The 13,081-nt window shown below is 43.6% G+C and carries 14 protein-coding genes; 7 read left to right on the top strand and 7 right to left on the bottom strand.

What is annotated here, in order from left to right; genetic code table 11:
- Positions 1–27: 27 nt before the first annotated feature.
- Complete coding sequence (locus NHN17_RS24015) at positions 28–513, bottom strand: hypothetical protein (RefSeq protein ID WP_255045190.1); 486 nt, start codon at positions 511–513, stop codon at positions 28–30.
- Positions 514–515: 2 nt separating this feature from the next.
- Positions 516–866, bottom strand: a complete 351-nt coding sequence (locus NHN17_RS24010; protein ID WP_255045189.1) for a hypothetical protein — start codon at positions 864–866, stop codon at positions 516–518.
- Positions 867–1,146: 280 nt separating this feature from the next.
- On the opposite strand from NHN17_RS24010, the gene NHN17_RS24005 reads away from it, so the two are divergent.
- Positions 1,147–1,449 carry a hypothetical protein gene (locus NHN17_RS24005; protein ID WP_255045188.1) on the top strand — a complete coding sequence of 101 codons (303 nt, stop codon included), beginning with the start codon at positions 1,147–1,149 and terminating at the stop codon, positions 1,447–1,449.
- Between the two features lie 2 nt (positions 1,450–1,451).
- Here the strand turns inward: NHN17_RS24005 and NHN17_RS24000 are convergent, their stop codons facing one another.
- Together NHN17_RS24000 and NHN17_RS23995 are read right to left on the bottom strand one after the other, a co-directional pair.
- Positions 1,452–2,201: a metallophosphoesterase gene (locus NHN17_RS24000; protein WP_255045187.1), complete on the bottom strand. Its 750-nt coding sequence runs from the start codon at positions 2,199–2,201 to the stop codon at positions 1,452–1,454.
- A gap of 38 nt (positions 2,202–2,239) precedes the next feature.
- A complete protein-coding gene (locus tag NHN17_RS23995) occupies positions 2,240–2,512 on the bottom strand; it encodes a hypothetical protein (protein ID WP_255045186.1) in 273 nt (90 codons plus the stop codon).
- A 79-nt stretch (positions 2,513–2,591) separates the two neighbouring features.
- Between NHN17_RS23995 and NHN17_RS23990 the strand changes: the two genes are divergently transcribed.
- A complete protein-coding gene (locus NHN17_RS23990) occupies positions 2,592–2,756 on the top strand; it encodes a hypothetical protein (protein WP_255045185.1) in 165 nt (54 codons plus the stop codon).
- A 51-nt stretch (positions 2,757–2,807) separates the two neighbouring features.
- Positions 2,808–2,975, top strand: coding sequence for an AbrB/MazE/SpoVT family DNA-binding domain-containing protein (locus NHN17_RS23985; RefSeq protein WP_255045184.1), 168 nt, complete (start codon positions 2,808–2,810; stop codon positions 2,973–2,975).
- Between the two features lie 568 nt (positions 2,976–3,543).
- Here NHN17_RS23985 and NHN17_RS23980 read toward each other — a convergent pair.
- Positions 3,544–3,942, bottom strand: a complete 399-nt coding sequence (locus tag NHN17_RS23980) for an H-NS family histone-like protein (RefSeq protein ID WP_255045183.1) — start codon at positions 3,940–3,942, stop codon at positions 3,544–3,546.
- A 1,022-nt stretch (positions 3,943–4,964) separates the two neighbouring features.
- Between NHN17_RS23980 and xseA the strand changes: the two genes are divergently transcribed.
- The 4 genes from xseA (at position 4,965) to NHN17_RS23960 (ending at position 8,572) form a co-directional block, all read left to right on the top strand.
- On the top strand, positions 4,965–6,581 hold the full coding sequence (xseA, locus tag NHN17_RS23975) for an exodeoxyribonuclease VII large subunit (protein WP_255045182.1): 1,617 nt from the start codon (positions 4,965–4,967) through the stop codon (positions 6,579–6,581).
- Positions 6,578–6,799, top strand: a complete 222-nt coding sequence (gene xseB / locus NHN17_RS23970; protein ID WP_255045181.1) for an exodeoxyribonuclease VII small subunit — start codon at positions 6,578–6,580, stop codon at positions 6,797–6,799. Before xseA ends, xseB begins: the two co-directional genes overlap by 4 nt.
- A gap of 420 nt (positions 6,800–7,219) precedes the next feature.
- Positions 7,220–7,729: an HAD family hydrolase gene (locus NHN17_RS23965; RefSeq protein ID WP_255045180.1), complete on the top strand. Its 510-nt coding sequence runs from the start codon at positions 7,220–7,222 to the stop codon at positions 7,727–7,729.
- 498 nt (positions 7,730–8,227) lie between these two features.
- A complete protein-coding gene (locus NHN17_RS23960; RefSeq protein WP_255045179.1) occupies positions 8,228–8,572 on the top strand; it encodes a ProQ/FINO family protein in 345 nt (114 codons plus the stop codon).
- Positions 8,573–8,777: 205 nt separating this feature from the next.
- On the opposite strand, the gene NHN17_RS23955 is transcribed toward NHN17_RS23960, so the two are convergent.
- Positions 8,778–9,944, bottom strand: a complete 1,167-nt coding sequence (locus NHN17_RS23955; RefSeq protein ID WP_255045178.1) for a tyrosine-type recombinase/integrase — start codon at positions 9,942–9,944, stop codon at positions 8,778–8,780.
- Positions 9,945–11,002: 1,058 nt separating this feature from the next.
- Positions 11,003–12,457, bottom strand: a complete 1,455-nt coding sequence (locus NHN17_RS23950) for a S1 family peptidase (protein ID WP_255045177.1) — start codon at positions 12,455–12,457, stop codon at positions 11,003–11,005.
- Positions 12,458–13,081 lie beyond the last annotated feature (624 nt).

Raw genomic sequence — 13,081 nt, 5'->3', positions numbered from 1 at the left:
GGCCTGACGCCAAATGAGTCAGAACGGTTATTCTGGAATGACTCTAAGACCGTGGCCAATTTCACTTGACCACTTCACACCAAGACCCGGTGGGCTTTTTAAATACTTGCATTTTTCATGTTGCAGGTGAAACCAACAGAGGTTACCATAGCAATACCAATCTCGAACACCAGATTCACTCGCATGCACTTTAAGCGCTTTTATCTCACCGTCACCCATCCTCAGTCGCTCATTCCAGTTTATATCTGGTGCAAGTACGGTCTCACTAAATATCCTTCGCTGCCTTACAATGCTGTAGCAATGCTTCGGCACAAGCGGATAAATTTTGAAGCCGGCATCAATTGCTGCCCTTTCTAGGGTTTTTGCGGCAACGCGATCAACGGGCATGTGGTTGACAATATCACTCTCAGTCCTGATTAAGCCGGCATCGTAAATACTCTGGGCCTGCTCGTTGTTTTCTAAAAAACGCTCGGAAAATAACAGCGACTTGATATTGATATACAGCACACGCATCACTATGTCCTTTCTAGCGGGTAATCTAACATTTGGCTGTCAGATAGGTGTCGATATTGCTCTGGTGCCTTATCAACATTCAAGAAAGTACAGCCCTTCTGCTGAGCCACTGTCATAACGGATACTTGAGAGCAGTCTTCACAGATTAAGGCGATCACAAGGCCTTGCCTGCGAGGGCTAGGGTTGCCTGCTTGGCTGTTCACCGTATTTACTCGATCAAAATCAACAGTCGTTCTATAGCCGGCTCTATCACCTTCGACTCGGTTGTAGATATCGACTGTTCTCTGATGCAGTCGAGCAGAGTTGCAATGTGCACAATGCACTAGTTGATTTTCGTTCTTTGTAATAGCCATCAATCACCACCCATTGTCAGAATTTCTCTATCCAAGGTATACAACTATCCAATCAAATAACAGGCTATCTTGTGATTTTTGAAAGATAAGTTACTGTCTGATAAGTATATTTACCTATTTGTTTTTTATGCCGACACATATGTTCCTTGGCCTCATTACCTATGCCGAAACTCCCCTTATCTCACTAACGTTAGATCAATTAGATATGGCGTTATCTTGTTATGCTGGGTTCAACAAACCGCTTTTTCAGTTGCCGTACAAATGATTTCAAAGGTGTATTATGATACTTCAACAGAAATGGATTGCTCTTCAAGGCAATGATCAGCTAATCATCGAGAATCAGACCGATAACATGTTCTGGCATGAGCAAGTCACTGATCGTGTGGGGGCGTTCCGCTTCAAGGAAACCACGCAAGTCTTTCTCTCTGAAGTCCTGCTTCGAGAAATAGCCTGTTTCTGTGAAGAAAAAGAACGAGGTTGGGGGCCAAGCTCTGAAACTATCGCCACACTCAATGTTATTGATAAGGTAATCAAAGCGTTGAGCGGTGGTGCTAAAGTCATGTACCAAGCCACTGAAAACTGAATTCAAATCTTGATGACTTTTTGCGGATCAAAGCCCGGCACTGGGTCTATGCCAGCATAGCCACGCTGGTTCGTCGAAAACATAATGCCATTCTCGGTAAATGTTCTGCACTCATGATTATGTCCATAAAGCCAGAGAGCTACCTTATCGGCCAATTTGGTAAACTCGCTGCAGTCTGATGCAAATGCCGGAGACAGTTCTGAACCTTTGTATTGATCAGCGATGGCGGTGGGCGTCGGTAAATGGTGTGTAACGATGACGTTCCGCTCTTCTGGTGACTGGCTGATACTATCAAACAACCACTTGCGTGATCGCTTATGGATCTCAGCGGCCATACTTGGCGTGAAATGTTGCCCGTAGTAACTGATTTTACGGAAATCGTTCATCATTTTGTGGGCATAATTCATTGATAAGTCTGGTGTGCTGTATAGGTCAAAGTCAGTCCAAAATAGGCAGCCGTGAAATCTAACGGAGTTGATCACCACACAATCATTCTCTAGAAAGAATACATTGTCTAACTGGCTCGCTTTCGTTCTGCATTCTTCAATAATAGAGTCCAAATCTTCAAGGCAATACCCTTCGTGATTTCCGAGAGTGATGACAACAGGTACATCAAATTGAGCGGCAAAGTCTATACCGCGAGAGCCAATATGGATGTCTCCGCTAAGCACGACCACATCGACCCCTTCCGTCGAGGGTAAGTCCATATTTCCAAATTCGAGGTGCAGGTCACTTAGGTGTAAGATTTTCATGTTCCTCCCGAATAACGGTCTCTGTTTTACACGTTGCCTTATAGTACTAACGCAATTGCATCTTCGTTTCCATTTAACTGCACAATACCATCGTAGGTATCTGCACTGGCCTCGACATATATCTCTGACCTACCGTCGAAAGCGATCAACCACCAGCGGTTATTGCTGTGGCAGATAACATACTGATCAACCAGATGCTTAAGGTAACTACATTTAGGGCAGACAGGCTTACCATCATCACTAGTGATCGTCTGCTGGTGACGCCTACATCGGCTGCAAATCTCATAAGCGCTTAGAACTGGTTTAATCATGCTTTTTATCACATAGCCAAGAATGATTGTTATTATAAGCTAATCTGTATGTATATCCAGTATTCCGATGAGTAATATCATGCAAGATATAGAACTGTTATTGAGAGCTAAAGCTAGGCAATTAGGCGTGAGCACTGATGACGTTAAGGCAGCTCTGGCTTGGAAAATTGTATCTGACGATACTGTGTCTGAAGAGAATCCAGCTGAATTAATTTTGTCTATCACGAAACATGATGTCGAATGAAGCTACTTGCACTTCTCGTGCTATGTTGGTCATAAAAACTATGGAGGTTGAATGCCAGAACAATACATTGTGACTGTTCAAGAGGATACAGCAGGTGATTGCTTTTTCGAGCTTCCTCAACAACTCATTGAGGATCTTGGCCTGCACATCGGTGATAGGCTAGTTTGGTCTATACACGAGGATGGTTCTGTAACGATGAAAAAGAAGGAAGAAAGATAATGCTGCATGCACCGGAACTAGAGAAGGCGTATTCAATCTGCGAATGGTAGTACTTAATGGTGAGGTCCCCGCGCATCGCTCGTGTGGGGATTATCATGTTATCTAATAAGATATATCCCCTCAAAGTCCACTGACCCAAAAGCCTTAATCACCTAAGGCAACAAGCGCTTTCCTCTTATTAGTAATCTTTACAGTTTTTGATTGATGATCGATATTTAAAGAAGGTATTATTCGTGAAAATCAGAATTTCTAATAGGCAGTCAAATGGTGCTGGCGCTTTCTGACCTATGCCATTTTGCGTTTGTGGGTAACGTTTCGATAATTTGCCATGAGCGGCAATTGGCATGGGTGAATGATTTAAATATTGATGTTGACGTTGTACTCGTGGGCGCAGATACCAACCTAAAACAATACGGGATAAAGCGTATACCAGCCATTTTGTTTCACGATCATGGCTTATCGACGTCTGGAATAAAGCTGAGTACTGCTGTGAATGGTCTTGAGGTCTATATAAAAAAGGTATCAAGGCGCCCAAAAAAAGTCTGACGCCTTTCTCTATGGTGCGAACTTACTTTATCTCGAAGTCTTCAAGTGACGCGCCTTGGTCAAGTAACGCTTTAAGCGCTGATGGTGTCCGCCCTTGGCCCGTCCAAGTCCTGACAAATGCGCCGTCGTTGAACTCATATTTGGCTGGTCGTGGTGCTCGTTTAGACGGTTTATTTCCTTTCGTAATTGCTAGTAGTTCTTCTGGTAAGATACCATCTGCTGCAAGCAACTCCCGATATTTATTTAGTAAGCTGTTTTTCTCTGATTGTTCAGCTTGAATTTTTGCATCGTGTTCTTCACGCTCTGCCACAACTTGTGATAATTTTTCCAGACCATCTTGAAGTTGGCTCAATTCCATTTCACGAGCTTGTGATCGCAATGAGCGTAGGTTGAGGAGCAGCGGGAATAGTTCTTCAGACATTTTTGTAAACCTTGTTTAATAATTCATGAGCATTATGTTCGTAATTGGTACTTAAAGCTAGCAAAAGCATGACGTTATTAGCCATACGCCCTTCGGTATTCACTGACTTTCGAGAAAAAAAACATAATCGGAATAAATGGAAAGGTGATAGCTAAACCAGTTAGGCTTTCAGTTCTGACGGTGTGAGCTAAAGATAATGCCACAATGGCGAAGTTAAGAGTGATCAAACCGAAATGTACCTTCGGGTTTCTTTTAGAAAATTTGGAGTAACTCTTAATAAGCACAGAAAATCCTTTTATGCGAGACATTACCAAAACACCCAGAGGAGTGTTTAGGTAGTTGCTATTTTAATGGTGTTGATTGTAATCTACAAAAATCGAATTCTCAATCAATTCAATATGTTCTATTATATGAAGAGTGTCACTCTAATAAGTATTACAAGAATAGATCCTTTCATCTCCTAACATATCGTTACACCTACTGCAAACCGGCTTTCTTTTTGTCTTTAAATCTTTGCTTTGCTTGGTCCCAAACAACTATCCATTGGCTTGCGTAGAAGAGACGATGCTTAGAGCAATGCTTGTTAAAGTCAGTGATAATGTTGGTAATCTGGTCGATGTGTATACCCATTTTTTCTGGAATGACAGAGCCTTTAAAAAGGTTTTCGGACTTCTGCCATACTGTTCGGCCTGGTGTGGAAAATACACCTGCTTGCTTATGTCAATTATAAGCTAGAGGAATCGTTTGGACAGCTTTTCAAAATGGGGATTAGAACATCAAGATCATTGAATTAGTTGGCTTTTTAAAATTTATTACACCTTGTTTCGAACAACAATTTGTACATATTGTGACCAACGTATCATTATTTCAATGCATCACGGTGTACCCAAAAAGTATTCTCTTATTTAGATCAACAGGTGAACGAAGATGATTACACTAACTGTAATAATGATTTTATTGATTTTATACGTTTTATCGATCAGAGTTAGGCTAAGTAACATAATGCATATGGTGATCGGTGAATGGCCACACAAACAATTGAATCCCCTCAGGTACCCGATGTCGAACAGAGCCTTAGCCTGACAAACTATCTTGGTGCGGTTGAGGCTGCCATCAAAAATCAGTTTGAACAGAAAATGTGGATCACCGCGGAAATATCTGATGTAAAGCAAAGCCACGGCCACATCTATCTCGTATTAACCGATGCCGCCGAACAAGATCAAGGCCAAACATCGAAAGTGAGTGCCGTCATATGGTCTCAAAGTGCCAGTATGGTACAACGGTTTGAGGAGGATACTGGTACCCGCTTTGGCCCTGGCATCAAGGTCATGGTGCTAGTCAATGCATCTTTCAACCGAACTTATGGGTTTAAGCTGACAATTTTTGGTATCAATGCCAGCTACACGATTGGCGCCCACGAATTGAAGCTCAACCAAATACGACGACACTTAATCAGCCTTAATGAGGATAAGCTGAACAAGAACAAGCCGGCCCCAGCTGACTTTACCAGAGTTGCAGTGATTGCCCCTAAAAATGCTGCTGGTTTCCAAGATTTTGAGACGAAATCGACTCTGCTACAAAAATATGGCCTCTGCCACTTCGATATTTTTCATGCCGTTTTTCAAGGGCCGAACCGTATCAATTCCATTGTTGGCGCAATGGCTGAGTTAGTCCAGAATGAGCATATCTATGATGCGGTATGCATTATTAGAGGTGGTGGTTCTAGCGCCGATTTGTCCGAGCTTGATGAACTCAAGCTGGCTCGCTCTGTTTGCAGATGCCATTACCCGGTTTTCACTGGAATTGGTCACCATAAAGACAGTTGCTTGCTCGATGAGTATGCTAAGCAGTCATTTGCCACGCCAAGTATGTTGATCAATCACATCGTTAATCAGGTGGTTACTAACACACAGAACGCAAGTCGAGACGTGACCAAATTAAAACACAGCGCCGCTTTACTCATTAGTAACCAACGACAGCAACTTGAACACCAATTACAGAAAATTGATTATTACAAGACTAGTTCACTTGATGCTTGGTCGAAAGAAGTGGAGCGTTTGAATCAGCTTGTTGCCACCAGCGCTAGCCGGCAACTCTATAGTAACAGGGAAACCGTTGCTGCCTCACAACAACGATTATTGTCAGCCTCGCGGCAGCAGATTCATCAACAACAAATGCAACTGACAGAGTTCAGGCAGTATATGGTCAACACTCCGTATAATCTGATAACCCAGGCTAGGAATAACGTTCAGTCGGCATATCACGCGACGGTAGCAGCAGCTCTCTCGAATACAAAAATGGCTAGGCAAAGCGTGCAATTTTGTTGTGATAGTTTTGCGCGAGCGGCCGCCCTTACAACCGACCGGTACAAACAAGAGCTATCTTCAATTTTAGGGTTAACGCTAACGGGTGCTCGGCTAACGTTAACCTCAAGACAGGATGCTGTTACTCAATCAAAGCGAATGATTGATGCATACAATCCCAAAAGTGTTCTAGCGCGAGGCTACTCATATACTGTCGATGAAAGCGGTAAAGTATTAAAGAGTGTCAATCAAATTACCGATAAGCCGTTTACCGTCAACTTCAGTGATGGTGATATAAAAGCAAAAGCTATCAAAGCAAAGGAAAGTGAGAAATGAGCGGAAATCAACCTACACAAAGCTATATGGAAAGCTTTAACCTTCTTCAAAGCGCTGCAAACGAGTTATCGCAAAACAATGTTACCGACGTAGACCGTATTATCCCGCTTGTTCAACAGGGCACGCAGGCGTATAAGAACTGCATGGAGCGGATAACTAAAGTTGAAGCCATGCTTAAAGAGCTTGAAGTTCAAAATCAGCCCCCTGGGCAAAGTTAACTCCCCCATCCCACCGCAAGGCATGTTTAGTTGCATGCCTTATTGCAAATAAAAAAGCCTAGTTACAACTTGCTAGACCCGCCCCTGAAGGGAGCGGGGTTGCGCAAGCGGATGCTCAAAGTTCATTTTCGAGTTGTTACAATCTAACAAGACAGCCAGTTTACCATTCATGACAACCCCTGTTGCATATGTACGCTGTACTTATGTGTTGGTGTCCCTTAACCTAGTAATAGAGCACTGGAACAAACAAAGAATGGACACGTTATGTTAAACACAATCAACGTTATCGCACTTGATTTTGAAGGGTAAGTCGAGACTTTTTCCAGGCGGTAGGTGGGTGGGTCTGTCCCTCGTTTAGTAAGGGTTTCTGTCCTACACCACAAATTTTTGTCAGGCATAGTGTTAAGCTATGCCCGCCATATGCCCCCTTGCAAGACACGGAATCTGGCAATACACTCAAAACTGCCTTACAAAAAAATAGCGTTCATATCGCCTGATCATGGAGGAGCAATGATGATCCTTGCCATCGACTTGGAGTTTACCGTAATCACCAGCGCGGTCACCTGTTGGGTGCGGCCTGGCTTACAAGAGTTCTTGGAATGGGCTGAGAGCCGCTTTGAGCGTATCGTGATTTACTCCACAGTGCCCGCGCACCGCGTTAGTGAAATCCAACAAGTACTGCTCGACTTGGGCGATGTCACGCCGCAGTTTGCTTCACTCGAATGCGTCGAGTGGCCACGACGTGGGCACAAGGATTTGCGCTTCGTAGATCAGGACTGGCAACGAGTGATCATGGTCGATGATCTACCTGAAGAGTACATGATGCCGGAGCAACACGAGCAGTGGGTGAAGATCGCGCCGTTCAATGGTGAGGCGTCCGACAGAGAGCTATTCAATCTACCAGCCAATCTCCAGACAATGCTTACCTGACTGGCCAGGACACCACTCCCCCCGCTAGGGAGCCTCAAGGGCTTTGCCCTTAAGAATTCCACTCTCGCCCGCGAGGCGTCGGGGGGCAGGTCACCGCTGCGCCCGATTGGTTTGCATCGATGGAGTACATCCACTGGTGCGGTCACAAAAAAGATCTTTCCTTTATTCCTGATGCCAAAATAGATAGTACCGTCTTAGTTGATGATGTGGAGGCGTTATTTTTGGTATGTTGCTGATGGGCAAGAAAATCAGTGGGTTAGTATTGAGCAATTCGCCAGTCCGTACCCTAATTCAGACTGCAAATTGCTAGAAGCTCTAGCTATACTGCGAGCTAGCAACACGTAACAACAGAGCCACGCATAAACAGTATTTAGCATCTTTCAATGCGTAAACTATTGGTGGAGAACTCATCAAACCGTTAAGCAAGGTATTGCCAATTCTAAAAAACCATGAGCATACTGTATGCCTAACCAGTATCTAAGTTTCTCAAGGTGCAGCATGGATCAGATAAATCACGAAAAAAGGCGAATTAAACGTATAGCTAACAAACGGTTAATGGCAATAGAGCCGTTTTCTTCAAACCTTCCACTCGCTGTTGGGCTAGGTAAAATTATCATCAATGATGAGGCATTAATGGAAGGCATTACGGTCAAAGCAGTACGTAATGTGCTAGGCGCATACACCAGCAAAGAAGTTATACTTCGCAAACTGGTCAAGGATGGACTGCGCTACGACTTGAATGGACAAGCATCAAAGGCCACTACAGAACACCTCGCCTACGCCCGGGAAAAACTGAATATCGTTAAAGCTAAACGTCTTGCGATACAAGCGCGAAAAAAATAAATCAAAGTCTTAACCTCATATATATAAAAAAGCCTAGCGGGGAGCCAGGCTTTGTCCTTACCGTTACGACGCGAGTTGTTTTTCCAGCATTTGGCCAATTTGCTACAGCTTGATGGGTAGTCATCCCACGAATCAGCGAGTATGTTTCCCCTTGCGGCACAAAGCGAAGCGGACGCTGTTAACTAGTGCGATCATCTTAAATATCTCAATTGCATAAAAGCTCAAATAAATTCTGACTATAGCGTTCATAAGCTGCCAGCTGTTCATCTAGCCAGTCATGCTTATTGTATATCGTGAACACACCGCCGAGTTCATGCCCCAGCATTTTTTCAATGATATGGGGTAAAGTGCCAAATTTGGCTGATTCTGTTGACAGTGAGCGTCTAAAATCATGAGTCCTCCAGTCATCGATTGGTAAGCGGTTACGTATACTTCGGATGTATCTATTGGCTGCTGAGATAGTAATTGGAGTGTCTGTGTTATGACCAGGGAATAAGATTTCGTCATTTTCACGCATGAGTTGAAGCAAGATCGATCGCGCTTTTGATGGTATCGGTCTGCGTATTGTTCTATTCGTTTTGCTGATTTCAGCCGGTACAGTCCATATGCCATCTTCTAGATTGAAATGTGATCTGCGGGCAAGCCTCATTTCAGAGACTCGGTTCCCGAACAATATGGTAAGTTGATGTAATGCTTTGTTAGAGGCAGATGCGTGGCTGTCATCAATAGCTTGCCAAATAATTGATAGTTCCCGCATTGTTAATACGCGGCTACCCACGCTGGACCCAACCCCGACATGTTGTTTTTTTATACGCTCTAGATCGGTTCTTTCAATAAAAAATTTGCTTTTGCAGAAATTCAAGCAGGACCGAATAATGGTGAATACCGACCGCGCTGTTTTTGGTTTCTTAGCGCTTATTGAGTCAAACCAACTCATCCATTCGCGCGCGTGGATCTTTTCAATGTCACGGTCATTGAATACATTAGTGAAATATGTCCTAGCAAATGAACGATAATGAACCTGCGTTCCGGGTTTCAAGTTTGGGACATAATGCGTCAACCAGTATTGAACACAGCATTTTAGTGTGACTTTTCGGGGCTTGGCATTAATAGCGTAACGGGGGTGCTCACCAGACCTTCGCAATTGACGCATGATTTCATGTGTTCGACGCGCTTGCTTGAGTGATGTTGTTGGGTATGTGCCGATCTTGACTCTCAGGCTTCTACCTTCAAACCGGCAGCGGTACATAAACGTTACCGAGGCTGTATGTGAAATACGAGCAATGAGTCCTTTGCCGTCGCTGAGTTCGGCAGGTCCATCATATCTGTCGAGTTTGATAATTTTTTTTAGTTCGTTTTCGATAATTGTCATCACTATCTCTTACCAAATTGACAATGCGAATCAAGGCTGGTTGACTGTATATTCTAGCAAAGCTCTATTCAGTGTGAGTTCCGTGATGAAGGGAACTCGATTTGACATTCAGTTTTTAGGTGTGTGTAGTACAGAAGCGCCTGCTGAAAGTTGGCTTAAAATGGGTTCTATCGTTTGGTAGTGGATATGTTCTTCTGGCAGACCAAATTCAACCACCAACCCATCCCTCATAGCGATGCCGACAGTTCCATACCCACAGTCGGAGTGTTTCGTCACATGACAGACCATTATCTCTAGTGATGGAACGAATATGCGAGTTATATGACTACTAGCCGTTTCTGACATTGCTCTTCTTCTCCGTACATTGATAGATATGTAGGTAAAGGAGGTTAGAGAAAGCGAATGCCGTTTTGTAATGAAGTGGATACAGGTTTATATCTGGCGCGAAAGCGTGCTGACTTCTAACTGGTCTCCCGTTGCGAGATAGCTTGAAGAACTTTATTAAAGAAGAAAAGCAAATGATGATTTCGAATGAAATTAGTGCGTCTTCTGACAACGAACGTGGTTTCTTATTCACTGAGTGACCATTGGGGCAGTTTTAAAGCTTTAAGTGTGTATCGCAAAGGTAATTTATTACTGGGTGCTTAACGGTGCCTTTGTGGAGGCTTGAGCCGTATGCAGTGAAAGTTGCACGTACGGTTCTGAGGAGGGAGGCACCTGGCAACAGGTGCCGCCTATCCGACAGAACATTCACAGTTGGCACTTCGTAACTCGGAAGTGCCTCACTTTCATTTAGAGCGAAAGCTCATTCACTGGCTGTAAATGCTGCTTCATTATACATTTTCTTATCTCGGCCACTTTAGTGATATGCAACAAAAAGTCAGCTAATGGCTGACCTTTTGTTGTGGTGCAGAGAACGGATGTTAAATCAGATAGCCATGAACCTACTTACCGTTATTGTTCTATCGTGACTCAAATACATTTGCATTAAATTAAATTATAACCACCGCAAGAAACCAATCATCAAATAGGTGGTTTTTATTTAGGTTTGGAGGTGGTTATTTTCTACGACGGTACCAAAGGACCGACATTAGGCCAAATAGCCACATGATAGACATCGAACCGCCGCTCTTGCCTGATCCGTTGCTAGGTGGTGTGCCATTATCATCATCTCCTTTAACTTCAATCAGTACCGGGATTTCCGATTCAGAATTTAAAGATAGAGAAGAGCTATGTGCATCACCGCGCTCCAAAATTTCATTGTTAGGGTTAGAACCGATTGTAAGTTCGCACGATTCATAACCTGATAGTAATGACGGACAATTATTTTCTTCAATCCAGAAGAACTCATTGTCATCTAGGTACGGAGCAATCAACTGCTCATCGCTTGATAGGTTTTGAACTCTAACATTAAATATCGGAGCATGAACGCCTTCTTCCTCTTCAATGGCTGAGAGCTTAGATGGTGTACTTAAGCCGTTAATTTGCTCTTTAAACCACTGAGCATACCAAAGAGTTGATGCGAACATCGTCCGGTACTCACCGTCGTCGTCAGGTACGATGTCGCCACGAGATACCACACCGTATAACTCACCATTAGGACCGAACAAGCCTGTACCACTATCTCCCGGACCTGTACCTGTATACGCACCTACACCGCGAGTTGTAGTAAAGGCGTCAGCAATAATGGTGTAAGTAGCCGAAATTCGGTCATAGGAATGTTCTGGATCATTAATGTCGAAGTCGCATTCGTGTTGCGTTCCTTCCCACTCATCATAAATGTTGGTGGTAATGTAGCAATCCACATCAAGTTCAGGTGCTTTAACTGTTAGTTTTACCTTTTGCAAAGTCTCAGGCGTAGAACCATCTTCACGATCAAGCCCCCACCCCATGAATGTAAACTCATCTCCTGCATCATGGTTTAAGCTCGCTTTGAACTCTTCCCAGGTTTGAGGCATGAAGTCTTCAGATAGGATCTTAGGGGTTGGTAATGAGACAGTATCGTTATGCGCAATAGATTCTGACAATTCTATCAGTACAACATCGTCATAGAGTTCGGATTCACCGAAGTTGAAAAATTTCTCGATGTAATTGTCTAGTTCATCAACTTTCAATAGCTCTCGTAAGATAGGAGCTACAACGTATTTTGAAACGTCCTCGCGGTACGCATGTTGGTCAGCTATATTCCACTCGCGATAACTAACAGCTGGTCCTTCATATACAAGGTCTTCGCTATCGTAGGCTGCTAAACCTTGATAAACACGAACGGTTGCATTTAAGTCGCCGTTTGTTTGGTACCAAATTGGCGTACAGTGTTTTGCTGTAAGAATCCATTTTCCGTTAATAAGTGCGCCACCACAGGTAGCGACACCATCAACAGTGAACCCGACCAGGTAATCTTTGTAATCTTCCTGAGTCGCATCGCTGCCGCCGGTGACGAATGGGGTTATCTCTGCTGCATTTGCAAAGGCCATGCTCGTTGCAAGAGCTGTCAAGGGTAGTAATTTTTTCATGTTCATATCCTTTTAATTAACAGCTCAATTTGGTCGAGCTACAGATAGTCTGTTTAGTGGTTCTTCGAACTCCATCTGGAGCAATCAACTGAGAAGATGTTGATTGAGATAAGTGCAAGCAGCACAAATACGTCCCTGCAGAATCAGGATATAACAACGCCACGTTTTGCAAGCGTAGCTAAGAAATTCGCTTTAAAGGGGAGGTGTGAATCGTGATACTGTTATCGTAAGTAATTGATATAAAGATGTTTGATGGCGATTTCGTTACTATATATCAGTTGGTTTTTTCAGGCAAGAGTGTAAGGCTAATAATCACATTTGGTAAGTTATCCGCTTCTGGCTAGCGGAGGCTTTTTTTATGCCCTTAAACGTCTTATACAAACGTTCACAAAGCTCCCACCAATAACAGGTGGGTATAACATGGCAATTCAACCCTAGCACGCTCCCCCAAAAAACATTGGACACCTTGGCTGATGAATTCTGGTATCAAATACCAGAATTGTCGGTGCGCTAAGTGCCCATTATGGTAAATAGCCCAATTAGCCCTTGATTTTGGCCTTTCCAGCCCCTCAGAAGCCCGTAGGCGGCATTTCACATAGATGATCAAGGCGATGCATGCCTAAT

The organism is Photobacterium pectinilyticum, assembly GCF_024357955.1.
GTDB classification, from domain to species: domain Bacteria; phylum Pseudomonadota; class Gammaproteobacteria; order Enterobacterales; family Vibrionaceae; genus Photobacterium; species Photobacterium pectinilyticum.
Note: the sequence above shows the minus strand (reverse complement) of the source record. Positions and strands in the feature narration are given on the sequence as shown.